The following is a 24165-nucleotide window of genomic DNA, read 5'->3' as shown; positions in this document are numbered from 1 at the left end:
GTCAGGAGCGGGTGACGCGCACCGTGTGCACACCGCCGCTGTCCGCGCGGATCACCGAGATCCTGATGCCGTTCTTCTTGTCCACGAAGGACTCCCCGGCCTGGTACGGAGCGTCGGAGAGCTCCGCGTGCACATTGGGGCGCCGGGTGCAGCCGCCGCTGTCCCGGCTGCTGTCCGAGACCGTCACCGGACCCAGCCCGGTGTCCACGTCGGTGTGCACGCGGTAGATCAGTACGCCCGGTGCGCACACGGCCTCGTCGTTGCCGGCACGCGTCCGGACCTCGACGGCGTAGCCGGCGTCCTCGGTGATCGGCACAATCGCCATCTTGGCGCCGCCGGCGGTGGCCAGCGGGGTCAGTGAGTACTCGGACGTGCCCGGGGTGGCGGCGCACCCGATCTGGTGGGAGTCGAGCCAGCCCAGCTTCCATTTGTGCCAGCCGAGCAGGTCGTTGTTGGCCCCCCAGTCCTCGCTCATGATGTCCCAGTGGCCGACGGAGCCGCCGCCCTCGGAGGTGTAGAGGTCGGGCAGGCCGAAGACATGGCCGTTCTCATGGGGGAGCACCCGGTAGCCGGTTTCGGCGTACGAGCCGGAGCCGTCGTCCTGCCGGCTGTAGACGAAGGACGTGTTGGCGAGCGGCACGCCGTCGGCGATCGGGGCGTCGTGGTTCCCGGAGAAGGTCACGGAGAGCACGGTGTCCAGCGCCGAGGGCCCGGCATTGGGTGTGACCAGTATGTTGACCAGGTCGTACGCGCTGAAGTCCACCTTCGGGTCGGCCACCGAGACGATGTCCTCGACGAGGTCGCGATAGCCAGGCTCGTACGGCGATCCGCGCTCTATCCCGTACGCGGCGAACGGCATCGGCATCCGCAGCCACTCGGTCACCGGCGCGTGCGGGGTGTAGCTGAGGCGGCCGTACGAGCTGGTCCTGAACCAGTCGGAGGTCTGGGGGAAGAACTCGGCGAGCCGGTCGACGGCCCGCCCCTCACCGACGGCGTCCGAGAAGTCGATCATCAGGTTGAGGGCGCGAATCTCGCCGATGGAGGGGGAGTACCCGGGAGGAGTCGGTATGCCCTCCGACATCTGGATGCCGAGCGTGGTGGGGATGCGGCACGGTCCGAGCCCGGTCTCGTCGGCTGTCGCCACCGGTCCCGCCGACGCCTTGGTGGGGACGGGGAGCGTGGCACTGGCCGTGGTGAGGGCGGCGAGCGCGAGGGCCGCGAGGGCGGCCAGTCCGCCGAGCCGGCGGGATCTGCCGGTCCTGCATATCCGCTGGCGCGTGTGCTGCATGCAAATCGCCTTCGGGCCCACGGCAGCAGGCCGGGCCCTGGCTGCGCTCTGTGCGATCAGCCTGTGACGACCGGTGCGCACCCGCTCGCCGGGTGGGCCGATCGTGGGATCTCCGGGGCGCCTTCCTGGATGTGACTCAGATCACATCAGGGTCGGGAAATAACCGGGGATCGTTTCCCCGTTTGCATGTCTGTCCCCGCCAAACGGGGAAGCGGTCCCCGCTTACGCAGTGCTGTGAGGCGGATACGACCGGTGGACCCGAGCTCGATACGAGACAGACGCCTGAGAGGTGGAGTTGTGACCCCCGCCGTGGAAACCGAAACGCGCCGCACCCCCCGGCCGAGGGCGGACGCCCTGCGGAACCGGGAGCGGATCGTCTCGGCAGCGCGCGAAATGTTCGTGGAGTTCGGGGCCGATGCCCCGCTCGACGACATCGCCCGCCGCGCGGGCGTCGGCAACGCCACCCTCTACCGACACTTCCCCGACCGCTCCGGACTCGTCCGAGAGGTCGTCATCTCCGTCATGTCCCGTACGTGCGACCGCGTCGACCAGGCCGTGGCGGAGGAGAAGGATCCCTTCGCCGCCGTGCGCCGGTTCGTCCACGCGGCAGCCGACGAACGCATCGGGGCGCTGTGCCCGATGCTCGCCGGCGGGTTCGACCAGGACCACCCGGATCTGCGCGCCGGACGCGAACGTCTCGAGGAGTCCGTACTGGGGCTCATCGAACGGGCGCAGTCGGCGGGCCGGATGCGTACCGATGTCGCCGTCGGCGATCTGCTGGTGGCCCTTTCCCAGCTCACGCGGCCGCTGCCGGGCATCGGATGCCTGGGCATCGACCGCTACGTCCACCGCCATCTGCAGCTCTTTCTGGACGGACTCGAAGCACCCGCTCGCTCCGAACTGCCCGGAAAGGCGGCGACCATGGAGGACTTGCGAACCACGCAATGACGCAATGACGCAGTGACACAACGGAGTTCGTGAGGCAGTAGGGACGCGGGGCACGACAGCGAGGTCGGGTCCGGCGCCGGGGGGGGAGATCGCCCGGACCGCGTCCGAAGCCCGGTGCCCGAGACCGATGAATCGTGTGCCCACCTCACGTCCTACAGACGACGGCTTCGACTCGTACACGACGGCTTCACCCGACACGACGGCTCGTACACGGCGACGCGTGCGCGGGGCATTGACCACGTCCGTTATGACTTCTTCGCACCCATAGGTGGCCCTTCCCATGCCAAAAACACCCGACATATCCCTTGCCGACCCGAAGCGCTGGAAAGCTCTGGTCTTCATCGCCCTCGCCCAGCTGATGGTGGTACTCGACGCGACGATCGTGAACATCGCGCTGCCCACCGCCCAGCAGGACCTGGGAATCTCCGACGGAAACCGCCAGTGGGTCATCACGGCCTACGCCCTTGCCTTCGGCGGACTGCTCCTCTTCGGTGGCCGTATCGCCGACCTGTGGGGCCGTAAGCGCACCTTCGTCGTCGGCCTGCTCGGTTTCGCCGCGGCCTCCGCGCTCGGTGGCGCCGCCACCAGCGAGGCGATGCTGCTCGGCTCCCGCGCACTGCAGGGTGCCTTCGGCGCACTGCTCGCGCCGGCCGCGCTCTCCCTGCTGGCGGTGATGTTCACCGACGCCAAGGAGCGCGCGAAGGCGTTCGGCATCTACGGTGCGATCGCCGGTGGCGGCGGTGCCGTCGGCCTGATTCTCGGCGGCTTCCTGACCGAGTACCTGAACTGGCGCTGGACCTTCTTCGTCAACATCCCGTTCGCGATCGTCGCCGCCGTCGGCGCGTACTTCGTGATCCGGGAGCCCGCGGGCTCCCGCAATCGCTCCTCGCTCGACATCCCCGGTGTCGTCCTGTCCACGCTGGGTCTCGTGGCCCTGGTGTACGGCTTCACCCGCGCCGAGTCCGCCGGCTGGTCCGACGGTCTGACCGTGGGCATGTTCGTCGCGTCCGCGGTGCTGCTGGCCGCGTTCGTCGTCACCGAGGCCAAGGTCAAGGCCCCGCTGCTGCCGCTGCGTGTTCTGACGGAGCGCAACCGCGGCGGTGTCTACCTGTCGCTCGGCCTCGCCATCATCGCGATGTTCGGGCTGTTCCTCTTCCTGACCTTCTACCTCCAGGTCGTGAAGGGCTACTCCCCGGTCTCGACCGGTTTCGCCTTCCTGCCGATGATCGTGGGCATGATCACGGGCTCGACGCAGATCGGCGCCCGTCTGATGACCCGCGTGGCTCCGCGGCTGCTGATGGGCCCGGGCTTCGTCCTTGCCGCACTCGGCATGCTGCTGCTGACGCAGCTGGAGATCGACAGCTCGTACGCCGGTCTGATCCTGCCCGCGCAGCTGATGCTGGGCCTCGGTATGGGTACGGCGTTCATGCCGGCCATGTCCCTGGCCACGCACGGTGTGAACCCGGCCGACGCCGGTGTCGCCTCCGCGATGGTCAACACCTCGCAGCAGGTCGGCGGCGCGATCGGTACGGCGCTGCTGAACACCATCGCCGCCTCGGCCACCAGCTCGTACATCGCCTCGCACGCGGCGGGAGCGACCAACCCGCAGCTCCTGCAGATGCAGGGCCTGGTGCACGGCTTCTCGTCCGCGATCTGGTGGGCGGTCGGCATCCTGGTGGCAGCCGCGGCCATCGCATTCACGCTGATCAACACCGGGCGTCCGGACGCCGGTTCGGTCGCCGCCGCCTCGGGTGACGGTGTCGAGGACGAGGTCAGGATCCCCGTGGTCGCGCACTGACCCACGCGAAGAAGTCGTACGGCAAGGGCCCTGTCCGGGGTGAACCCGGACGGGGCCCTTCGCCGACGCGTACGCGGATCAGCGCAGCCAGGGGAGGTCCGCGCCGGACTCCTGCGGCTGGAGCGCGTCGGACATGATCCGCATGATCTCGCCCAGCTGGCCCACCTGGTCGGGAGTGAGCCGGTCGAACAGGACCTGGCGCACCGCCTCGACATGGGCGGGTGCGGCCTCCTTCAGAACCTCGAAGCCGGCGTCCGTCAGTACGGCGTTCTGGCCGCGCTTGTCGGAGGGGCAGTCCTCGCGGCGCACCCAGCCGTTCTTCTCCAGCCGTGCGATCGCGTGCGAGAGGCGGGAGCGGGTGATCTTGGCGTCGATGGCCAGCTCCGTCATCCGCTTGCGGCGATGCGGGGACTGGGAGAGCTGGACGAGCAGGCCGTAGTAGACGTGCGGCATACCGGCGTCCCGCTGCAACTGGCGGTCGAGGTGGTCCTCGAACAGCATGGTGGCGTGCAAATAGGCGCGCCAGACGCGCTGTTCGTCGTCGTTGAGCCAACGCGGTCCGCTCTCGCCGCCACCGGTGGATGCCGTGTTCATGTATTCCACTATTCCACGGTACGCCTCAGTTCTTGAAACTTGAACAATATGGATTTAGGCTGTGGTGTAGCTTGAAACTTCAAGCAGATCGGGAGTCGCCTCATGAACGCCACGCCAGTCACGGAGCGGATGCCCGCCCTCTATCTCTCGCACGGCGCCCCGCCGCTCGCCGACGACCCGGTGTGGCCCGGCGAACTCGCCGCGTGGTCCGCCGGCCTGCCGCGCCCGCGCGCGATCCTGATGGTCTCAGCCCACTGGGAGGAGGCCCCGCTCGCGCTCGGCGCGACCGAGTCCGTGCCCTTGGTGTACGACTTCTGGGGCTTTCCCGAGCACTACTACCAGGTGCGTTACGACGCGCCGGGCGCACCGGCGCTCGCCGACTCCGTACGCAAGATGCTCCGCACCGCCGGGACGCCGGTGCAGGACATCCCGGACCGCGGGCTCGACCACGGCGCGTACGTGCCGCTGGTGGAGATGTTCCCGGGTGCCGACATCCCCGTCCTCCAGATCTCCATGCCCACCCTCGATCCCCAGAAGCTGATGGAGATCGGGCGCAGGCTGGCGCCGCTGCGGGACGAGGGCGTACTGATCGTCGGCAGCGGGTTCTTCACGCACAATCTGGCGGCGCTGCGGCAGGGCGGCATCCCCGGCTGGTCGGCGGAGTTCGACGACTGGGGCCGGCGGGCACTGGCGGCCGCCGACGTGGACGCGCTGCTGGACTTCGAGCACAAGTCCCCGGCCGGGAAGCTCGCCCATCCGCGCACCGAGCACTTCGCCCCGCTCTTCGTCACCCTCGGAGCCTCCGAGGGTGATCTCGCGACCGGGAAGAGCGTGATCGACGGGTTCTGGATGGGGTTGGCGAAGCGGTCCGTGCAGTTCGGCTGACCCCTGCCCGCCGCGCGCCCGGAGGGCCGCCTCAGAGGCCTCAGACGCCTCAGACGCCTCAGAGGAAGGGCTCGTTGAGCTCGATCGAACGGACGGCCGCGGCCAGGGCGATCGGATCACCGATGTCCAGGGCGGTGTCGGTGAACTTGATCGTGTGATCGTCGCCGTGCGCGGCGGCCCGCTCGAAGATCTCTTCCGGACTCGCGGTCGTGGGCCGGTACGCGGCGGCCTCGGCCGGTGTGCACGCGGCCGTGACCGCGGCACTCGCCGCCCACGCCGCCGCGAGGCTCGGCACCCACAGCTCGCGGGGGAGCGCCGGCAGGGTGCGCAGCACGGCGTTGGGCGCGGTCGCCGCGTGCACCAGCATGACCGGCTCGCCGTGCCCGTGACTCGCGTAGCGATGGGTCGCGGCCGTGACGAGCTCGACGAGCTGCGCGCGGGCCGCTTCCGGGTCTGCGGTGGCACCGGGCCAGGCGGGAAGGGCGGTCAGCCGGCCGAGCCGGTCCCGGATGCCGCCGCTCTGATCGGGCACGGCCGGAACGGCGTCGAGCGCGGCCGCCGCGGTCGCCTCCGGAGGCAGGGCGCGCAGCTCGGGCAGCGGCAGATGCCGGGCGGCCCAGTAGCCGAGCGCATGGGCCAGCTCGGTCACCCGCGGCGGAGTCTCCTCTCCGCCGAGCAGGGTGCGTACGGCGTGGCCCACCCGGATCGCCGGATGCGTGGCCCCGCCCGCGATGCCGGGCAGCAACCGCGGCCACCACTCGACGAGTACGTCCCGCCAGGGGCGTTCGGAGGTCTCGCGCTCGAAGTACACGGCCCAGTCGGCGATGCGGCGCGGATCGCCGAGTGCCTCCCGCCAGTCGGACGCGGTCACGGGGGTGCTCGGCTCCGGCATGTCCTCCAGCTTGCTGCCGTAGTGGTCGAGCCAGCGGTGCACGGACGACGACCTGCCATGCCGCACCAGCGCCTCGACGGCCATCGGACCGTGATTGCTCAGCCAGCCGTCGCGCTCGGGGCCGGACGAGTGGAGCCGCTCCAGTGCTTCGTCGAGGGTGCCGGTGGTGTCTCCGAGGGTGCCGGGGGTGTCGCCGGTGGTGTCCATGAACGAGACCCTAGGGTCGGCACTCCGGCGGCGTAACGGTCCGGCGACCTAGTCCTGAGGGCCCAGCTTCTTCTCGTACCAGGCCACATCCCAGTACCGGCCGAACTTCCGGCCCACCTCCTCGTACGTCCCGAGATGACGGAAACCGAAACGGGCGTGCAGCCGGACCGAGGCCTCGTTCGGCAGGGCGATCCCGGCGTACGCCCGGTGCAGATCCTCACCGGCGAGCGCCTCGAAGAGCGCCGTGTAGAGCAGCGTGCCGATGCCGCGGCCCGCGGTTTCGGGCGCGCAGTAGACGCTCACCTCGACCGACGTGGAGTAGGCGGACTTGGGGCGCAGGGGACTGCTGGTCGCGTAACCGAGCAGGCTTTCCCCGGGTGACGTCCCGGCATTCGCGGCATCGTGAGCAACCAGAAGACGGTGCGGGCCGTCTTCAGGGTGGGAGCGCAGCCAGGGGCGGCGCTGCTCGGGGGTGAACGAGGCCGTGTCGAATGTGACGGCCGTCTCACGGATGTAGTGGTTGTACAGCTCGGTGAGGGCCGCGAGATCGGCCTCACTCCCGGGCCTGACCTGCACTTCTGTACGTCCCTGCGGCATTCGTCCTCCGGTGGTGGCCGGACAGGGTACTGCAAGATCACCAAAATCCGCGCAGCCCCGGGGAATTCTGTCCGGATTCCAGTCGTTGTTTCCTTCGGATGCAGGGCACCCGAGAGGGTGTCGCGACCTACTCAGTAAGGGAGCTCGCATGGCAACCCGTGCCGTCGCCCGCCGTCAGTCCGAGACCAGTGGGACCGACCGGGCAAGCAGCGTTCGCGCAGGCGGGGAGATCGCCGACCGCGACCTGGTCGGCATGTACCTCGACGAGATCGCGCGGACGCCGCTGCTCGACGCCGCCAAGGAGGTCGAGCTGTCCCAGACCATCGAGGCGGGTGTGTACGCCCGGCAGATCCTCGACAAAGAGGTGGAGAGCGAAGCCGACGGAGCCACGCGCGAGGAGCTCGAGGCACTGGTGGCCGAGGGCGAGCGCGCCAAGGACGTCTTCATCCGCTCCAACCTCAGGCTCGTCGTGGCTGTCGCCCGTCGCTATCCCCGCAGCGGACTGCCCCTGCTCGACCTGATCCAGGAGGGGAACGCCGGCCTGGTGCGCGCGGTCGAGAAGTTCGACTACGCGAAGGGCTTCAAGTTCTCCACGTACGCCACGTGGTGGATCCGCCAGGCCATCACCCGCTCCATAGCCGACCAGTCCCGCACGATCCGTCTCCCCGTCCACCTGGTGGAGGAACTCGGGCGCATCCGCAGGGTGCAGCGCGAGTTCAACAGGGAGAACGGCCGTGAGCCGGAAGCCACGGAGATCGCGAAGGAGCTCGACTCCACGCCCGAGCGCGTCATCGACGTCCTCGACTGGGCGCGCGACCCGGTCAGCCTCAACATGGCGGTGGACGACGCGGGCGAGACGCAGTTCGGCGACCTCCTGGAGGACACGTCGGCGGTCTCCCCCGAGCAGTCGGTGCTCACGCTGCTGCGCAGCGAGGAGCTGGAAGACCTGATCGGCAAGCTCGACAACCGTACGGCGTCGATCATCCGCATGCGGTACGGCATCGAGGACGGCCGCGAGCGGACGCTGACGGAGGTCGGCAAGGAGCACGGCCTGACGCGCGAGAGGATCCGCCAGATCGAGAAGCACGCGCTGCTCGAACTGAAGCGGATGGCGCGCGACACGGGCTTCGACGCGGCGGCCTGACGTTCCGGCGGACACCCCGCCCCTATACGGACCCCGGCACCCTCCCCCCCCGGTGTCGGGGTCCTCGTCTGTCCGACGGGGTTGGTGCCCCGTGCCCCACGGGCGGCGGCTTCGCGCCGCGGGGGCTGATCGCACCTGTTCGGTGCGGGGGAGTGGGTGTTGTGGAGCTGCGCCCCATGCCCTCAGCCGTGAGGCTTGGGCTGCGCCACGCACCTGCCCGGTAGCGGCGGCTTCGCACCGCAGGGCCCGACCGCCCTTGCGGGTTGGGGGGAAGACGTTGATGTGTGGCTGCGCGACCCCACGGGCGGCGGCTTCGCGCCGCGCGGTTTGAGCCGTCGATTTGCGCCACGCAGCGGCCGCCTCACGCCAGGCGAGGCCGAGCTCGGGTTCGCGTGTGCCCGCACCTGCCTGCTCCGCTCCAGGCGGGGCTCGCCGCACCTGTTCGGTGCGGGTGCCCCCTGGGCTGCCGCAGCTTCGCGCCGCGCGAGGCCGACCGCGGCTGTTCGTGCAAGAGGCCCAGTCTCCCCGAACAGGCTGGGGCTCGCCTGTGCCCGCACTGCATCGGGGTCTCGTCCTCGACCGCTTGGGAGGGGGCGTGCAGGGTCGGCCCCGCAGGGGATCGGCGGCAACACCCGGGTGCTCAATGCAAGGACCTGTACGCCGCCGACCCCGAGGAGTCGAGCCCGGAGGGCCCCCGGCCCCGACGCCCGACAAGCACCCGAGGCCCAGGCACCCGGACCCGACGCCGAACAAGAACCCGACGCTCGAGCACCGGCACCTGCACCGGCCCCCGCCGCCGCACAAGGACGCGAGGCTCAAGCACCGGCACCGGACAGGGGCCCGAGGCCCAAGCCCCCCGCCCGGCTCCCGGCCCCGCCGCCGCACAAGGACGCGAGGCTCAAGCACCGGCACCGGACACGGGCCCGAGGCCCAAGCGCCCCGCCCGGCTCCCGGCCCCGCCGCCGCACAAGGACGCGAGGCTCAAGCACCGGCACCGGACAGGGGCCCGAGGCCCAAGCCCCCCGCCCGCAGACCCCTCACCCCTCCGACGCCCTCACCAACCGCCTCCCCAGATCCGTCACGTACTCCACCAGCACCCCCGGCCCGTTCACCCTGAACTCGCAGTCCACCAGCGCCAGCCGCAGCGCCAGCCACTCCACCGAGTCCACCGAGCGCGTCCGCAGCCGGCATCCGCCCCCCGGCGTCGGTACCGGCGAGCCCAGTGACTCCGGCAGCCTCGCCACCACGAACTCCGCCGGCGCATCGAAGCTCACGTCCACCTCCAGCTCCGGCTGCCGCGACATCGTCGCTCCCAGCAGTGCCTCCGCGCTGCCCGTCGGCAGTTCCCTCGGCTCGAACCTCGCCCCCGTCGCGAACGGCTCCGAGACCCTGTCGACCCGGAACGTACGCCAGTCCTCCCGCCCCCCGTCGTACGCCACCAGGTACCACCGCCGCCCCGTCGAGACCAGGCGGTACGGCTCCACCAAGCGCTTCGTCTCCGTGCCGTCGCCCGCCCGGTAGCCGAACCGCAGTCGTTCCCGCCCGCTCGCCGCCCCCGCGATCACCGTCAGCGTCTGCGGGTCGATCGTCGCGCCGTCACCCCGCGTCAGCGGAATCGTCGCGGCCTGGAGCGTCGTGACGCGGTGCCGCAGCCGCGACGGCAGCACCTGTTCCAGTTTGGCCAGCGCCCGTACGGACGCCTCCTCGATGCCTTCGATCGCATGGCCCGCACCGGCCCGCAGCCCCACCGCGATGGCGACCGCCTCCTCGTCGTCGAGGAGCAGCGGCGGCATCGCGGCGCCCGCCACCAGCCGGTACCCCCCGACCGCGCCCATCGTCGCCTCGACCGGGTACCCCAGGTCCCGGAGCCGGTCGATGTCCCGCCGGATCGTCCGGGGGCTCACGGCGAGGCGCTCGGCGAGCTCGCTGCCCGGCCACTCGCGCGGAGTCTGAAGGAGGGAGAGCAGATTCAGCAGTCGTGCCGGAGTGTCCGTCATGTCGTTCAGGATGCCTCGCATCTAGGACATGAGCTGACCTATATCGCTTTTACCTTTCGTCTTATGAGTTCACAGCCCGCCGTACCCGCTACGGCTTCGGACCGAAGGCGCTGGATCGCGCTCGCCATCGTCATGACCGCGGCCTTCATGGATCTGGTCGACGTCACGATCGTCAACATCGCGATCCCCAGCATCGAGCGCGACCTCGGAGCGTCGTTCGGCGCCATCCAGTGGATCACCGCCGGATACGCGCTCGCCTTCGCCGCCGGTCTGATCACCGGCGGCCGGCTCGGCGACATCTACGGCCGCAAGCGGCTCTTCCTCATCGGCATCACCGGCTTCACAGCCGCCTCCGCCCTCTGCGGCTTCGCCGCGAACGAGGAGATGCTGGTGGCCTCGCGCCTCCTTCAGGGCGCGACCGCGGCCCTGATGGTGCCGCAGGTCCTGGCGATCGTCCACGCCACCTTCCCGGCGCACGAACGCGGCAAGGTCTTCGGGATGTTCGGCGCGATCATCGGTCTCGGCGCGGTCTCCGGTCCGCTGCTCGGCGCCCTGCTGACCCAGTGGAACCTCTTCGGCCTCGAATGGCGGCCGATCTTCCTGATCAACCTGCCCGTCGGCATCGCCGGCCTGATCCTCGGCCGGAAGTACATCACCGAGTCCCGCGCCCCGAGGGCGCTGCGGCTCGACCTGATCGGCGTCGTGCTGGTGACGCTCGGCCTGCTGATGCTGATCTACCCGCTGACCCGCGGCCGTGAGCTGGGCTGGCCGCTGTGGGGTCATCTGTGCATGGCCGGCAGCCTGTTGGTGTTCGGCGCGTTCGTGGCGTACGAGAAGCACAAGACGCGCAGGGACGGTTCACCGCTGGTCGAACTGTCGCTGTTCCGGGTGAAGAGTTTCGCGGCCGGCATCGCCGTGCAGCTCACGTTCGGCATCGTCTGCGGAGTCTTCTTCCTGGTCTGGACGCTCTACATGCAGATCGGCCTGGGCTGGAGCCCGCTGCGGGCGGGCCTGACCGGTGTCCCGTTCTCGATCGCGGTGTCGGCGGCGGCCGGTATCTCCGTGCAGAAGCTGGTCCCGCGTTTCGGACGCAAGGTGCTCCAGGCGGGCGCGGTCACGATGGCCGCGGGAATGCTGCTCTACATCTGGGAGGCCGGGCGGTACGGCACGGCGATCCACTCCTGGCAGATGATGCTGCCGCTCGTCGTGATGGGCCTCGGCATGGGCCTGATCGTGGCGCCGCTGACGGACGCGGTGCTCTCCGACGTGCCGCACGAGCACGCCGGTTCGGCGTCCGGGCTGATCAACACGACGATGCAGATGGGCAACGCGCTGGGGCTCGGGCTGGTCTCGGTGGTCTTCTTCGGCTCGATCGACGACAGGATCGCGCCGAGCGCGGTGGGCAGGGCGTTCGGGGAAGCCTTCCAGAACTCGCTGTGGTGGGCCGTCGCGGTGCTGGGCCTGATCTTCGTGGTGATGTTCGCACTGCCCGCGCGGCCGAAGCAGCTTCTGGAGGGCGCGGAAACGGGCGGCGAGACGGCGGTGCCGGAGCGGGAGCCCGCACTGACGCAATGAGCCTCAGCCTCAGGCGTACCCGCAGACGCAAGGGTCCGGCCCGGGACGAATCCCGGCCCGGGCCCTTGCGCTGCCCGCGCCTGCCGGGCCCCGACCCGACCCCGACCGCGGCCCGACCCCGGCTCTCGTCCCGGGCGCAAACCGGACCGCACAGCCCGAACGTGCCCGTCCGCCGCCCGTATCTGTTTACTTTGGCGAAATCCAGGCGTACTCTCCTCTTAAAACCACAGGGTCGGGCATGAAACGGATGTAAAACCACATGTACGCACCGGAGCGCCAGCAGGAGATCCTGCGTCTCGCTCGCGACGGCGGCCGTGTCGACGTGCTGTCCCTCGCCGAGGAGTTCCAGGTCACCGCCGAGACCATCCGGCGCGACCTCAAGGCCCTCGACCGGGCGGGGCTCGTGCGTCGTGTGCACGGCGGTGCCATTCCTGCCGGGCGGCTCGACTTCGAGCCCGATCTGTCCGAGCGCGAGTCGACGGCCGCCGACCAGAAGGACCGCATCGCACAGGCGGCCCTCGCCGAACTGCCCGCCGACGGCAGCGTGATCCTCGACGCCGGCTCCTCCGTGGGACGCCTCGCGGGAGTCTTCCCGCTGGAGTGCTCCCTCACCGTCGTCACCCACGCCCTGTCGGTGGCCGCGCGGCTCGCGGACCATCCCGGGATCGACCTCCACCTGGTGGGCGGCAGGGTCCGGCACCGTACGCGCGCGGCGGTCGACGCCTGGGCGCTCCGCGCGTACGGAGAGGTCCGCGCCGATGTCGTCTTCCTCGGCGCCAACGGCTTCTCCGCGGACCAGGGCCTCACCACCCCGGATCTGGCGGAGGCCTCCGTGAAGCGCGCAATGGTCTCCGCCGCCCGGCGCGTGGTGCTGCTCGCGGACTCGGCCAAGCACGGCGAGGAGCACTTCGCCCGCTTCGGCGACCTCACCGACGTCGACCTGCTCATCACCGACAGCGGGCTCGCCCCGAAGGACGCCGCGGCGATCGAGGCCGCGGGCACGGAAGTGGTACGCGCATGATTCTCACCGTCACCCCGAACCCGTCGCTGGACCGTACGTACGAGGTCCCGGTGCTGGACCGCGGCGAGGTGCTGCGCGCCACCGCCGAGCGGATGGACCCCGGCGGCAAGGGCGTCAACGTCTCGCGGGCCGTCGCGGCGGCGGGTCACCGCACGGTCGCCGTCATGCCCCTCGGAGGGGCGCCCGGCACGCTCGTCGCCGAACTGCTCGCCGGGCAGGGCATCGAGGTCGCCGCGGTTCCGGTCACCGGCGGGACGCGTTCCAACATCGCGCTCGCCGAACCGGACGGCACCCTCACCAAGATCAACGCGCCCGGCCCCGAACTGTCCGCCGCAGAGGCCGAGTCACTTCTGTCCATGACCACGGCGCACTCCGCGTCGGCGTCGTGGATCGCTTGCTGCGGCAGCCTGCCGAGGGGCCTCCGGCCCGAGTGGTACGCCGAGTTGGTCGCCCGCGCGCACGCGGCCGGCGCCCGGGTGGCCCTCGACACCTCGGGTCCCTCCCTGCTCGCGGCGCTGCGCTCGCACCCCGACGTCGTCAAGCCCAACGCCGACGAACTCGCGCAGGCCGTCGACCGCCCCCTCGCCACCGTCGGCGACGCGGTCAAGGCGGCGGAGGAACTACGGGAGCTGGGAGCGCGGGCGGTACTGGCCAGCCTGGGCGGCGACGGCCAACTGCTGTCCTGCGCTGCGGGCACCTGGTTCGGCCGCGCGGCCGTGGCCGCCGTCCGCAGCAACGTCGGCGCGGGCGACGCGTCTCTCGCCGGATTCCTCGCGGCGGGCGGCGAGGGGCCCGGCGCACTGGCCGCCGCGGTCGCACACGGCGCCGCCGCCGTGCAGCTGCCGGGCAGCGTGATGCCGACCCCGGCCGACCTCGAACCGTCCGCCGTCACGGTGACCGTGGACATCCCCCTGGACCGAGTACTCACTGAGCAAGGGAGCCCGCGATGAGCGAGATGATCACCGCGGACCTGGTCGACCTCGACCTGGCCGCGACGACGAAGGAGGCCGCGGCCCGCTCGCTGGCCGTACGGATGGTGGCACTCGGCCGGGTCAGTGACCTCGAGGGGTTCCTCGCGGACGTGGCCGCGCGCGAGGCGCAGATGCCGACCGGTCTGGACGGCGGCATCGGCATCCCGCACTGCCGCAGCGAGCATGTCACGGAGCCAACGCTGGCGTTCGGCCGCAGTGCCGCGGGTATCGACTTCGGTGCACCGGACGGCCCGGCGGACCTGATCTTCCTGATAGCGGCCCCGGCGGGCGCGGACGACGCGCATCTGACGATCCTGTCCGCGCTGGCCCGCCGGCTGACGGACGAGGCGTTCACCTCGGCGCTCCGGACGACGGCGGACGCGAGCGCGGCGGCCTCCCTGATCCGCGGCGATGCCCCGTCGGCAGACGCCGCGCCGGCCGCCGAGCCGGCGTCGCGGGCCGAACCGGAGGCAGCAGGCGCACCGGCAGCGGCGGCCACCCCGGCCGTACCCGCTGAGACCGCGCAGACAGCAGCCGCACCGGCAGCGGCTGCGGCTGCGGCCCCGGCCGTAACCGCTGCGACCGCGTCCGCCGTGGCCTCACCGGCCCGGGACGACGACGCGCCCTTCCGGATCGTTGCCGTCACCTCCTGCCCCACCGGCATCGCCCACACCTACATGGCCGCCGAATCCCTCCAGAAGGCGGCCGAGGCGGCCGGCGTCCACATCGACGTCGAGACGCAGGGCTCCGCCGGATTCACCCGGCTCGACGCCGAGACCGTGCGGGCCGCGGACGGTGTGATCTTCGCCCACGACGTGCCCGTACGGGACAAGGCCCGCTTCGCCGGGAAGCCCACCGTCGACGTCGGCGTGAAGGCCGGCATCAGCAGGGCGGCAGCACTCGTCGACGAGGTACGCGGCAAGGCCGAACGCGGTGAGGTCAGCGCGGCGGGCACGGCCGCGCCCGCCGACTCCGCCGGAGAACCCGGCGACGGCTACGGCACCCGGCTGCGCAAGTGGCTGATGAGCGGCGTCAGTTACATGGTGCCCTTCGTCGCCGCCGGCGGGCTCCTCATCGCTCTCGGCTTCGCCATCGGCGGCTACGAGATCTCCGACGCCAAGTCCGTCGCCGAACACTTCGCGTGGACCGACCACACCAGTTGGGCCGCCCTCCTCTTCCAGGTCGGCGGGCTCGCCTTCAGCTTCCTGGTGCCCGTCCTGGCCGGCTACATCGCCTACGGCATGGCCGACCGCCCCGGTCTGGTTCCCGGCTTCGTCGGCGGTGCGATCGCCCTCACCATCAACGCCGGATTCCTCGGCGGCCTGATCGCCGGCCTCCTCGCGGGTGCGACCGTGATGGCGATCCAACGCATCCCGATCCCCGCTCCACTGCGCGGCATCATGCCCGTCGTCGTGATCCCGCTCGTCTCGTCCGCGGTCGTCGGCTTCCTGATGTTCCTGGTCGTCGGCAAGCCGATCGCCGAGCTCCAGAAGGCGCTCACGGACTGGCTGTCCGGCCTCTCCGGCGCCAACGCCGTGATCCTGGGCGTCATCCTCGGGCTGATGATGTGCTTCGACCTCGGCGGTCCGCTGAACAAGGTCGCCTACGCCTTCGCGGTCGGCGGGCTGGCCAACCCCAACGAGGGGTCGCTGAAGGTCATGGCCGCGGTGATGGCAGCCGGCATGGTGCCGCCGCTGGCGATGGCCCTCGCCACCGTCGTACGCAGGAGTCTGTTCACCAGGACGGAGCGGGAGAACGGCAAGGCCGCCTGGGTGCTGGGCGCTTCATTCATCACGGAGGGCGCGATCCCGTTCGCCGCGGCCGACCCGCTGCGGGTGATCCCGGCGGCGATGGCGGGCGGCGCGGTCAGCGGCGGGCTGTCGATGGCCTTCGACTCCACACTGCGCGCCCCGCACGGCGGCATCTTCGTGGTGCCGCTGATCGGCAACCCGTTCCTCTACCTCGTCGCGATCCTCGCCGGCACGCTCGTCAGCACCGCGATGGTCATCCTGCTCAAGGGACTCCGCAAGGCACAGCCGGAACAGGCGCCCGCGCAGGCCGAAGAAGAGACCAAGGTCCTCGCCGCCGCCTGACAGCCGCACCGGGCCCTTGGGTAACAGGCTCGGTCAGCGCACCCGCGCGCGGAGCTCCATGGCTTCGCGCGCGGTGTGCTCCGATCCGTACACCTCGCACATGTGGCGGCCGTCCGGGGTGGCCGTGTGCTCCACCTCCCACAGGCTCGTCTCGGTGCCGTCGAGGAGCAGGAACGCGTGCTCGTACAGCGTGAAGCCCGCGTCCTTGCCGTCCACCCGGTACTGACGGCCGAAGACCTGCGTGATGTGGTGCGCGAACGCCGCGCGCAGCAGCCCCGCGGTCTCCTCGCCCGGCCGGTCGCTGTTCTCGGCGCGGCGCAGGACCCGGCGGGCGTGATCCGCGGAGTTGTCCGGGACGTACATCCGGGGGAGCGCGGCCGGGGGCGCGGTCATGAGGGCGGCCAGGAGCTCGAAGTCGGCGTCGAGGTTCGCGCCCAGGTCACCGATGCCGAGCTCGGCCGCCCCGGAACCGGAATCGCCGTCCGCGGTGGCGAACCCGGGGAAGCCCGAGGGCAGCCGAGACGCGGCGAGCCGCGCCTCCGACTCCTCGGTGTAGAGCTCGTGCTGCTCGGAGCCGCTTCGCCCGGTGCTGTGGACGAGCTCCCACAGGACGAGCGAACTGCCGTCGCTGAGCAGATACGCATGCCGGTACGTCACGCGGTCCAGGACCGCGCTGTGGTGCGAGGAGTGCAGCGAACTCGCGTGAGCCAGCGCCGAGTCGAGCCGCCCGACCGTCGCGTCGGGCAGATCGAAGGAGTTGAGCGCCCGACCGAGGAGTCGCTCGAGGTGCGCCTCGGTTGTCTCGTACGGATCGTTCAAGGTGGGTCTCCAGGCCGTCGCCGCAAGTCACTTGGTGGTTGCTAAACGTAGCCCCTGGGTCTGACAACGTGTCCTGCGTTCGGGAAAACGAAGGGGCTCATTGTGAAGTTCCCCGCACTCGACGGGCCGTCATTCACCTAGGTCGGCCGATGTCGTACAGCTCCCGGTACGAGGGGAAGACCCCGCCCGGTCCCTCGGTGCCCTGTGCCGTGAGGACCGCCTGCACGATGGCCCGTGTCACGACGTCCGCGCCGGCGGCGAGAACGTCGTTGAGCGCGAGGGGATTCGCCGTCTCCAGTGGCAGCGCACCGGTGGCGAGCGTGAAGACGGTGTCGCCGTCGCTGAGCAGATGCACCGGCCGTACGGCGCGCGCGATGCCGTCGTGCGCGGTGCCCGCGAGCTTCTGCGCCTGGGCACGGGTCAGGACGGCGTCGGTGCCGACGACGGCGAGAGTGGTGTTGAGCGGCGGTGGGCCGCTCGCCGCCCGCGCCTCCTCCAGCCGCCGGGTCGCGGCCGCGTGCACCTCGGCCGCCGGATACCGCACCGGGCCGTCGATGTACTGCCCGTAGAGCACGCCGGTGAGCGGATCGACCGCCGAGCCCACCGCGTTCGCGACCACGAGGGCCGCGACGGTGATGCCCGAGTCGAGCACGGTGCTCGCCGTGCCGACGCCGCCCTTGAGGCCGCCGATCACGGCGCCGGTGCCCGCCCCGACGCCGCCCGTCGCGACCGGTTCGCCGGTCTCGGTGCGGGCGGCGGCCTCGACGGCCGCCCGCCCCGTCGACGCATCGGGCCGCGCCTTCCAGTCGCCTCCGCGGCCCAGGTCGAAGACGCAGGCGGCCGGCACCACCGGAACGACCTGGCCGGGTGCGCCGACCGGAACGCCCCGCCCCCGCTCCTCCAGCCACGCCATCACACCGGCCGCCGAGTCCAGCCCGAAGGCGCTGCCGCCGGTCAGGACGACGGCCTCGATCCGCTGAACCAGATTGCGAGGGTCGAGCGCGTCCGTCTCCCGGGTGCCGGGGCCGCCGCCCCGTACATCCACGGCCGCGATCGCCCCGCCCTCGGGAGCGAGAACGACGGTGGTGCCGCTGAGCGCGCGGTCGCCCGCCACGCGCGCGTGGCCGACACGCAGCCCGGCCACATCCGTCAGTGCGTCGTGGCGGGTCCTGTCCGCTGACTGGGTCATGTCCCTTGCGTATCACGGGGATAGGCGTCCGGGTGCTTCGTGCTCAGGACCACGCCCACTACCACTGTGGCCGCCGCGGCCAGCCCCGCCAGCAGGACGGCGCGATCCCCCGCGAACGTACAGGCGAGGATCAGGACCGCGCCCACCGGCAGGTCCAGCTGCTGGGCCTTGCCGCGCTTGAAGTAGCGCGCGTGCAGCAGCCAGACCATGAAGAGGAACACCGCCGCCGGAACGGTGACGGCCGCCGCCGCCGCGAAGGAGGTGATGTGCGCCTTGCCGATCGCGTGCTCGACCGTCACCTCGATGCCGGCACCGATCGCGGCGGCCGACCCGAAGATCAGGAGGTGCCCGTAACCCCAGGGGATGGCCTGCCGGTTGGAGACCAGACGTTCGTGGGCCGGCACGGCGAAGTAGATCCACCAGGCGGAGAAGACGATCAGCAGCCCGCCGCACGCGATGGGCAGCAGTTTCCCGAGGGCCTCGTTCTCGTCCAGCGCGGACTGCACGGCGACGGTGCTGGCCGCCATCGTCTCGCCCAGCACGATCAGGGTGAACAGGCCGTACCGCTCCGTGATGTGGTGCGCGTGCCACGGCGTCTGATGGTTGCGTTCGGCGATCATCGGGATGAGCAGCTCGGCCACGACGACGACCAGGAACAGCCAGCGCCTCCAGTCGTCGGGCACGAACAGCAGAACCACCCAGCCCGCCTGGCACACCACCAGGCTGACCGCGTACATCAGCGTCGTCCTCCTGGCCGGGCCGCTTTCGGCCGCGGCTGCCCGCAGCCACTGCGTCGTCAGAGCCGCCCGCATGATCAGGTAGCCGACGACGGCGACGGTCCAGTCGTTGTCGTTGAAGGCGCGGGGCACCCCGGCCGCGTAGACGAGGACCCCGGCGATCTGGAAGAACGTGGCGATCCGGTAAGGCACGTCGTCGCAGTCGTACGCCGAGGCGAACCAGGTGAAGTTCATCCATGCCCACCACACGCCGAAGAAGACGTAGGCATAGCCGATGACGCCGGTGCCGGGGTGGCCCTCGGCGAGGGCGTGGACGAGCTGAAGGCCCGCCTGGGCGACCGCGACGACGAAACACAGATCGAAGAAGAGCTCGAGCGGTGTGGCCTGGCGGTGCTCCTCGTCGCGACTGCGGGGGGTCATACGCCGCAGTGGCGCGAAGCCGGGTCCGGTGGCTGAGGACGTCATGTACCCAGCACAGCAGAGCGGGCGCGCCCCGGCACCCAGAGGCGCGGCACCCGGACCCGGGGCGGCCGTCCGGACCTGCGCCTTCAGGGTGCGGCGCCGGTGCGCGGGGTGGCACGCGAGGGGCGGACCCGGGCGCGGCCAGGGGTGCGGAGCCGGGTGCGGACGGACCGCAGCCGGTCCGTGTGCTGCGAGCGCCGCTGCGGAGCGCAGCGCCGGGTCCGGGATGACGAGCTGGGCCCGACCGGTTCGTACTGTTCGGGTCGCGACCACGGACCGGTCTGGGGTCGCGACAACGGACCGGGTGTGGAACGCAACCACGGATCAGGTGAGGGTCGCGACCCCAGACCGGTTCTGGGCCGTGGTCGCGGACCCGGCGTGAGCCGTGGTCGTGGGTCCCCCCTCTGCCGCGAGGAGGGGCCGGGCCGTCGCCGTACCCTGGAGGCATGAGTGCCGCCCCCGCCCACGGACCGCGAGACGCGAAGCAGCCCCGGCAGAATCCCCCGAAGCCGAGGATCGACTTCGACGATCCGTTGGACCAGCAGTCCGCGGACGATACGGACCGCGGGTGGGGCGAGCGGCCTGCCGGGCGCGGTGGGAGCGGCGATGATCTGGCGCGCTTCCTCGATGAGAAGCCGCCCCACCACATCTGAGTCCTGCCCCTTCCGAGCCCACTCCGTCCGAACCGGCGTGGGTCGGTCGGCTGCTCCGCGATGTGGAACGGGCCTAAGGGCGGTCGTGCCCCGAACCGCGCTGCGACTGGGCCACGACGGCGTCGCGGATCTCCTTGAGCACCTCCAGCTCGCTCAGCTCGACGATCTCCTTCGCGCCTTCCTTCGCCGCGTCCCGCTCCGCCTTCCTGGCCAGGTACCTGGCCATCGGCAGCACCATCAGGAAGTAGACGACGGCTGCCGTGATCAGGAAGGTGAGCGTCGCGCCGAGGACGGAACCCCACATGATCTTGATGCCGTCGATCTCGCCGTTCACCTGCCGGCAGGTTCCCTTGAGGCAGGAGCTGTAGGAGTCGAGGTTCTTGGTGCCGAACGCGCCGACCAGCGGGTTGATGACGCCCTTCACCACGGCGTTCACGATCTGGGTGAATGCCGCACCGATGACGACCGCGACAGCCAGATCGATGACATTGCCGCGCATCAGGAAGGCCTTGAAGCCCTCCAGGACGCTGACCTTCTTCTCGCTCACCAATGAACCCTTCTTCGCATGTGCGGGTCTCCGAAACAAACCCTCCGCAACCTACGGCAGCGCCCGGTCGTACTGTCCAATCGCCGGGGGAGGGGAGGTGGCCTGACGGCACGCCAGTGCGACTGATGATCCGCCACGGGGCTCGCGTCGGTCTGGTCGCGGTCAGCACACCGTCACCGCCAGCCGGGAGGTCGTGCCCGCGCCGGCGAGTTCGGCGGCGGTGGTCCGTGGGACGGACAGTACGACGAGGGCACCGCTGTCGGTCGTGGTGTCCACCGGGCCGGGCACTTCGGCCACTCGGGCACCGGTGGCGACGACCCGGGCATTCGGTGTCCCCTGCCCCACGGGGGAGTTGGGCGCAGCGATCACATCCACCCTGTCGCCCGGCCGCAGAAGCCGCACGGTCGCCGCATCCGCGATCCGGACGGGGGCGGACACCATCTCGGCGGCGGGCTTCGGAGCTCGCGGGGGAGTCGCCGCATGGGCTCCGCCGCTGGGTGCGTCCGCTCCCCGGGCGCCCGATGCGGCAAGGGCCGCCGCCGTCAGGGCGAGACCCGCCGCAAGCGCCCTTCGTCGGCGACACATCGCCCGCCGCAGGCGATGTGCTCCGCCGCGCACACGCAGCGGAGCGAAGGGCGGAACGCTCATCGGAGCGGGCGCGGAAGAGGGAGGCAGGAGCGACATGGCACGTACCACCTGTCGTGAGAAAGAGAGGAGTCGAAGGACCGAACGGTCCTCACGATCCACCCCTCACGCGCCTCCCGCCGGAGCCTGTGGACGGCCCACCGCATGTGGACAACTCCCTCACCCGGCGGGCGACCCGCCCCCAACGACCGTCCCCAACGACCGTCCCCAGCGACCGGCCCCGACGACCCGCCTCAGTGACCCGCGCAAGAGAGACCCGCCCCAGCGAGCCCCACCCCGGCGGACGCCCACCCCCAGCCAGCCCTACCCAGCGAGCCCCCGCCCCGGCGGACGCCCGCCCCCGGCTAGCCCCGGCCACCGCGCATCAACCACGACGCATCACCCCTGGCAGGCCAATCCCCGCCGCCCTCAGGACAGTTCGATCCCCAGGTCCCAGCCGTCGTGCGCGTGCGCGCACAGGCAGTCCCGGTCCTCGTTCGCCGGTAGCGCGCCCACCGCGTCGAAGAGCACCTCGCGCAGCCGCCCGACGTTCTCGCCGAAGACCCGCAGCACCTCGGTGTGGGAGACGCCCTCGCCGGTCTCGGCGCCCGCGTCCAGGTCCGTGACCAGCGCCAACGACGTGTAGCAGAGGCCCATTTCCCGGGCGAGCACGGCCTCCGGGTGTCCCGTCATGCCCACCACCGACCAGCCCGCCGATGCGAACCACTTCGACTCCGCACGCGTGGAGAAGCGCGGTCCCTCGATGACCACCAGTGTTCCGCCGTCCACCGGCTCCCACTCGCGGCCGCGCGCCGCCTTGAGAGCGACCGCGCGTCCCGCGGGGCAGTAGGGGTCGGCAAAGGTCGTGTGCACGACGTTGGGGATGCTTCCGTCGGGCAGCGGGAGTCCGTCGAAGTACGTCTGCTCGCGTGCCTTCGTCCGGTCCACGAGCTGGTCCGGGACGAGCAGCGTGCCGGGCCCGTAGTCCGGGCGCAGCCCGCCCACCGCGCACGGGCCGAGCACCTGCCGTGCTCCGACCGAGCGCAGGGCCCACAGATTGGCGCGGTAGTTGATGCGGTGCGGCGGGAGATGGTGCCCGCGTCCGTGCCGGGGAAGGAAGGCGACCTTGCGGCCGGCCACCTCACCGAGGAAGAGGGAGTCGCTCGGACTGCCGTACGGGGTGTCGACCTCGACCTCGGTCACGTCCTCCAGGAAGGAGTAGAAGCCGGAGCCGCCGATCACGCCGATCTCTGCGTTCGCGTTCGCCATACCGATCACACTATCGACGCGGCGGAGGCCCGAGGGCAGGGCCGTGGGTCAAAGCCCATGGTCGCCGAAGACGCGCCTCGGGCAAGCACGGGTACGCCGAGGACCCCGCCGTTCGGAACGGCGGGGTCCTCGGCACGAAATCTGTGGGTCAGGCGGCCGAGCTGCCGGAGCTCGACGACGAGCTCGAGCTGCTGGAAGAGCCCGACGAGGACGACGAGGACGACGACGAAGACGCCGTCTTCGAGTCGGACGTCTTCGACTCCGAGGTCTTCGTGCCCGTCGACGAGGACGAGGTCGACGACGGCGAGCTGCTGGACGACGAGCCGCGGCTGTCGTTGCGGTAGAAGCCCGAACCCTTGAAGACAATGCCGACGGCTGAGAACACCTTCTTGAGGCGTCCCTCGCAGTTGGGGCACACGGTCAGGGCGTCATCGGTGAACTTCTGCACCGCCTCGAGGCCCTCGCCGCATTCGGTGCACTGGTACTGGTAGGTCGGCACTGGTCTTCCTCCTGGCACTCTCACTCAATGAGTGCTAACGACGGTCCATAGTGACGTATTCCGCTGGATCAGTCCACCGCCATCGGCACTCGGTGACCGACGCCACGCGCCATGATGCGTCCCGGCTTCTTCGGCGAGAGCCGAGAACGCAGGGCCAGCAGGGTGACGAGGGCGAGTGCGGTGCCCGCCAGCGGGACCACGAATCCGGCGCTCGCGCCATGCGCGTCGGCCAGTCGTCCGGCCACCGTGACGGCCGCCGCCTGACCGAGTGCCACCGCGCCGGTGAGCCAGGTGAAGGCCTCGGTGCGGGCCGTGGCCGGCACCAGCGGTTCCACCAGCGTGTAGCCGCTGATCAGGGCGGGAGCGATGCAGAGGCCGACGATCAGCCCGAGTCCGCCGAGCAGGGCCACCGAGTGGACCGACCAGAGGAGGGAGGCCGCCAGGGTGAGCCCGGTGTAGCCGATGATCATGCGGCGGCGCGGGCTGCTCTTCCAGGCGATCGCGCCGCAGGCGATGCCGGCCAGCATGTTGCCGGCCGCGAAGACGCCGTACAGCAGTCCGTTCGCGCCGGGGTTGCCGATCTCCTCGGAGAAGGCGGTCAGCGAGACCTGCATGCCGCCGAAGACCGACCCGATGCCGAGGAAGGCCACCGCGAGGACCCGTACGCCCGGCACGGACAGTGCGGAGACGCGCGGTGCGGAGTCCGCGGTGAGGGGACGGACGGCCGGTTGCGTACGGCTCTGGGCCGCGAACAGCAGGCCGCCGGCCAGGGTCAGTGCGGCCTCCGCGATCAGGCCGGCCGCCGGGTGGACGCCGGTGCAGAGCGCGGTCGCCAGGACCGGTCCGACGACGAAGGTGAACTCGTCGGTGACGGACTCGAAGGCCGCGGCGGCCGGCATCAGCGGCGAACGTTCGAGCTTGGCGGCCCAGCGGGCACGCACCATGGGGCCGACCTGCGGCACCGAGGCGCCGGCCGGAACGGCGGCGGCGAACAGCGCCCACAAGGGAGCGTCCGCCAGCGCGAGAGAGGTGAGGGCCGCGACGGACGCGGCGTGCACCAGGACGCCCGGCAGCAGGACGGCACGCTGGCCGAAACGGTCGGCGAGCTTGCCGCTCTGCGGTGCGAACAGTGCCATGGAGACACCGGTGACGGCTGCGACGGCTCCGGCGCTGCCGTACGAACCGGTCGTGTGCTGGACCAGCAGGACGATGCCGATGGTCAGCATCGCGAAGGGCTGTCGCGCGGCGAAGCCGGGGAGCAGGAAGGTCCAGACGCCGGGAGTGCGCAGCAGCTGCCCGTAGCCCGGGCGCTTGCCGGTGGTGACCGTGGATGCCACGGTCCGTGCCTTTCTGCCG

The 24165-nt window shown here is 71.0% G+C and carries 22 protein-coding genes; 9 read left to right on the top strand and 13 right to left on the bottom strand.

Annotated elements, in window-relative coordinates; genetic code table 11:
• Position 1: 1 nt before the first annotated feature.
• Positions 2-1288, bottom strand: coding sequence for a M6 family metalloprotease domain-containing protein (locus tag ABTX78_RS13945; RefSeq protein WP_352207021.1), 1287 nt, complete (start codon positions 1286-1288; stop codon positions 2-4).
• 297 nt (positions 1289-1585) lie between these two features.
• On the opposite strand from ABTX78_RS13945, the gene ABTX78_RS13940 reads away from it, so the two are divergent.
• A complete protein-coding gene (locus ABTX78_RS13940; protein ID WP_502993866.1) occupies positions 1586-2236 on the top strand; it encodes a TetR/AcrR family transcriptional regulator in 651 nt (216 codons plus the stop codon).
• 280 nt (positions 2237-2516) lie between these two features.
• Positions 2517-4034, top strand: a complete 1518-nt coding sequence (locus ABTX78_RS13935; RefSeq protein ID WP_352207019.1) for an MFS transporter — start codon at positions 2517-2519, stop codon at positions 4032-4034.
• Positions 4035-4112: 78 nt separating this feature from the next.
• On the opposite strand, the gene ABTX78_RS13930 is transcribed toward ABTX78_RS13935, so the two are convergent.
• Positions 4113-4637: a MarR family winged helix-turn-helix transcriptional regulator gene (locus ABTX78_RS13930; protein WP_352207018.1), complete on the bottom strand. Its 525-nt coding sequence runs from the start codon at positions 4635-4637 to the stop codon at positions 4113-4115.
• 93 nt (positions 4638-4730) lie between these two features.
• Between ABTX78_RS13930 and ABTX78_RS13925 the strand changes: the two genes are divergently transcribed.
• The gene (locus ABTX78_RS13925) at positions 4731-5513 is read left to right on the top strand and encodes a dioxygenase family protein (protein ID WP_352207017.1); all 783 of its coding nucleotides are present in this window, start codon (positions 4731-4733) and stop codon (positions 5511-5513) included.
• A 58-nt stretch (positions 5514-5571) separates the two neighbouring features.
• On the opposite strand, the gene ABTX78_RS13920 is transcribed toward ABTX78_RS13925, so the two are convergent.
• Both ABTX78_RS13920 and ABTX78_RS13915 read right to left on the bottom strand, forming a co-directional pair.
• The gene (locus ABTX78_RS13920) at positions 5572-6612 is read right to left on the bottom strand and encodes a questin oxidase family protein (RefSeq protein ID WP_352207016.1); all 1041 of its coding nucleotides are present in this window, start codon (positions 6610-6612) and stop codon (positions 5572-5574) included.
• A 48-nt stretch (positions 6613-6660) separates the two neighbouring features.
• Positions 6661-7209: a GNAT family N-acetyltransferase gene (locus ABTX78_RS13915; protein WP_352207015.1), complete on the bottom strand. Its 549-nt coding sequence runs from the start codon at positions 7207-7209 to the stop codon at positions 6661-6663.
• Positions 7210-7357: 148 nt separating this feature from the next.
• Between ABTX78_RS13915 and ABTX78_RS13910 the strand changes: the two genes are divergently transcribed.
• Positions 7358-8353, top strand: a complete 996-nt coding sequence (locus ABTX78_RS13910; RefSeq protein WP_352207014.1) for a sigma-70 family RNA polymerase sigma factor — start codon at positions 7358-7360, stop codon at positions 8351-8353.
• A 1037-nt stretch (positions 8354-9390) separates the two neighbouring features.
• Here the strand turns inward: ABTX78_RS13910 and ABTX78_RS13905 are convergent.
• Positions 9391-10350 carry a helix-turn-helix transcriptional regulator gene (locus tag ABTX78_RS13905; RefSeq protein ID WP_352207013.1) on the bottom strand — a complete coding sequence of 320 codons (960 nt, stop codon included), beginning with the start codon at positions 10348-10350 and terminating at the stop codon, positions 9391-9393.
• A gap of 63 nt (positions 10351-10413) precedes the next feature.
• Here ABTX78_RS13905 and ABTX78_RS13900 point away from each other — a divergent pair, with 63 nt between their 5' ends.
• The 4 genes from ABTX78_RS13900 to ABTX78_RS13885 all read left to right on the top strand — a co-directional run bounded on the left by ABTX78_RS13900 (position 10414) and on the right by ABTX78_RS13885 (position 16010).
• Entirely contained in the window at positions 10414-11925 is a 1512-nt protein-coding gene (locus ABTX78_RS13900; protein ID WP_352207012.1) for an MFS transporter, read from the top strand.
• Between the two features lie 259 nt (positions 11926-12184).
• Positions 12185-12946 (top strand): DeoR/GlpR family DNA-binding transcription regulator, encoded by a 762-nt coding sequence (locus ABTX78_RS13895; protein ID WP_352207011.1) that lies wholly within the window; start codon positions 12185-12187, stop codon positions 12944-12946.
• Positions 12943-13896: a 1-phosphofructokinase gene (pfkB, locus tag ABTX78_RS13890; RefSeq protein ID WP_352207010.1), complete on the top strand. Its 954-nt coding sequence runs from the start codon at positions 12943-12945 to the stop codon at positions 13894-13896. The genes ABTX78_RS13895 and pfkB overlap by 4 nt, the downstream gene beginning before the upstream one ends.
• Complete coding sequence (locus ABTX78_RS13885; RefSeq protein WP_352207009.1) at positions 13893-16010, top strand: PTS fructose transporter subunit IIABC; 2118 nt, start codon at positions 13893-13895, stop codon at positions 16008-16010. Before pfkB ends, ABTX78_RS13885 begins: the two co-directional genes overlap by 4 nt.
• A 33-nt stretch (positions 16011-16043) precedes the next feature.
• Here the strand turns inward: ABTX78_RS13885 and ABTX78_RS13880 are convergent, their stop codons facing one another.
• The 3 genes from ABTX78_RS13880 to ABTX78_RS13870 form a co-directional block, all read right to left on the bottom strand.
• Complete coding sequence (locus ABTX78_RS13880; RefSeq protein WP_352207008.1) at positions 16044-16829, bottom strand: DUF6227 family protein; 786 nt, start codon at positions 16827-16829, stop codon at positions 16044-16046.
• Between the two features lie 133 nt (positions 16830-16962).
• Positions 16963-18018 (bottom strand): P1 family peptidase, encoded by a 1056-nt coding sequence (locus tag ABTX78_RS13875; RefSeq protein WP_352207007.1) that lies wholly within the window; start codon positions 18016-18018, stop codon positions 16963-16965.
• Positions 18015-19220 carry a low temperature requirement protein A gene (locus tag ABTX78_RS13870; RefSeq protein WP_352207006.1) on the bottom strand — a complete coding sequence of 402 codons (1206 nt, stop codon included), beginning with the start codon at positions 19218-19220 and terminating at the stop codon, positions 18015-18017. The genes ABTX78_RS13875 and ABTX78_RS13870 overlap by 4 nt, the downstream gene beginning before the upstream one ends.
• 443 nt (positions 19221-19663) lie before the next feature.
• On the opposite strand from ABTX78_RS13870, the gene ABTX78_RS13865 reads away from it, so the two are divergent.
• Entirely contained in the window at positions 19664-19870 is a 207-nt protein-coding gene (locus ABTX78_RS13865) for a hypothetical protein (protein ID WP_352207005.1), read from the top strand.
• A 73-nt stretch (positions 19871-19943) separates the two neighbouring features.
• Here ABTX78_RS13865 and mscL read toward each other — a convergent pair whose 3' ends face one another.
• The 5 genes from mscL to ABTX78_RS13840 form a co-directional block, all read right to left on the bottom strand.
• Positions 19944-20417, bottom strand: coding sequence for a large conductance mechanosensitive channel protein MscL (gene mscL / locus ABTX78_RS13860; protein WP_352207004.1), 474 nt, complete (start codon positions 20415-20417; stop codon positions 19944-19946).
• Between the two features lie 162 nt (positions 20418-20579).
• Positions 20580-20792: a hypothetical protein gene (locus ABTX78_RS13855; protein ID WP_352207003.1), complete on the bottom strand. Its 213-nt coding sequence runs from the start codon at positions 20790-20792 to the stop codon at positions 20580-20582.
• 678 nt (positions 20793-21470) lie between these two features.
• A complete protein-coding gene (locus ABTX78_RS13850) occupies positions 21471-22310 on the bottom strand; it encodes an S-methyl-5'-thioadenosine phosphorylase (RefSeq protein WP_352207002.1) in 840 nt (279 codons plus the stop codon).
• 148 nt (positions 22311-22458) lie between these two features.
• On the bottom strand, positions 22459-22809 hold the full coding sequence (locus ABTX78_RS13845) for an FmdB family zinc ribbon protein (protein ID WP_352207001.1): 351 nt from the start codon (positions 22807-22809) through the stop codon (positions 22459-22461).
• Between the two features lie 68 nt (positions 22810-22877).
• A complete protein-coding gene (locus tag ABTX78_RS13840) occupies positions 22878-24146 on the bottom strand; it encodes an MFS transporter (protein ID WP_352207000.1) in 1269 nt (422 codons plus the stop codon).
• Positions 24147-24165: the final 19 nt, after the last annotated feature.

Origin of the sequence: Streptomyces sp. NPDC096193, from assembly GCF_040302905.1 — a bacterium.
Taxonomy (GTDB): Bacteria; Actinomycetota; Actinomycetes; order Streptomycetales; family Streptomycetaceae; genus Streptomyces.
The sequence above is the reverse complement of the archived record's forward strand: the minus strand, read 5'-3'. Positions and strand labels throughout refer to the sequence as shown.

Excerpts from the sequence above, each read along its gene's own strand:
- ABTX78_RS13870 (WP_352207006.1), bottom strand. The coding sequence starts at position 19,220 with ATGACGTCCTCAGCCACCGGACCCGGCTTCGCGCCACTGCGGCGTATG.
- ABTX78_RS13905 (WP_352207013.1), bottom strand. The coding sequence starts at position 10,350 with ATGACGGACACTCCGGCACGACTGCTGAATCTGCTCTCCCTCCTTCAG.
- ABTX78_RS13875 (WP_352207007.1), bottom strand. The coding sequence starts at position 18,018 with ATGACCCAGTCAGCGGACAGGACCCGCCACGACGCACTGACGGATGTG.
- ABTX78_RS13895 (WP_352207011.1), top strand. The coding sequence starts at position 12,185 with ATGTACGCACCGGAGCGCCAGCAGGAGATCCTGCGTCTCGCTCGCGAC.
- ABTX78_RS13945 (WP_352207021.1), bottom strand. The coding sequence starts at position 1,288 with ATGCAGCACACGCGCCAGCGGATATGCAGGACCGGCAGATCCCGCCGG.
- ABTX78_RS13915 (WP_352207015.1), bottom strand. The coding sequence starts at position 7,209 with ATGCCGCAGGGACGTACAGAAGTGCAGGTCAGGCCCGGGAGTGAGGCC.
- ABTX78_RS13865 (WP_352207005.1), top strand. The coding sequence starts at position 19,664 with ATGAGTGCCGCCCCCGCCCACGGACCGCGAGACGCGAAGCAGCCCCGG.
- ABTX78_RS13925 (WP_352207017.1), top strand. The coding sequence starts at position 4,731 with ATGAACGCCACGCCAGTCACGGAGCGGATGCCCGCCCTCTATCTCTCG.
- pfkB (WP_352207010.1), top strand. The coding sequence starts at position 12,943 with ATGATTCTCACCGTCACCCCGAACCCGTCGCTGGACCGTACGTACGAG.
- ABTX78_RS13935 (WP_352207019.1), top strand. The coding sequence starts at position 2,517 with ATGCCAAAAACACCCGACATATCCCTTGCCGACCCGAAGCGCTGGAAA.
- ABTX78_RS13885 (WP_352207009.1), top strand. The coding sequence starts at position 13,893 with ATGAGCGAGATGATCACCGCGGACCTGGTCGACCTCGACCTGGCCGCG.
- ABTX78_RS13910 (WP_352207014.1), top strand. The coding sequence starts at position 7,358 with ATGGCAACCCGTGCCGTCGCCCGCCGTCAGTCCGAGACCAGTGGGACC.
- ABTX78_RS13850 (WP_352207002.1), bottom strand. The coding sequence starts at position 22,310 with ATGGCGAACGCGAACGCAGAGATCGGCGTGATCGGCGGCTCCGGCTTC.
- ABTX78_RS13920 (WP_352207016.1), bottom strand. The coding sequence starts at position 6,612 with ATGGACACCACCGGCGACACCCCCGGCACCCTCGGAGACACCACCGGC.
- ABTX78_RS13900 (WP_352207012.1), top strand. The coding sequence starts at position 10,414 with ATGAGTTCACAGCCCGCCGTACCCGCTACGGCTTCGGACCGAAGGCGC.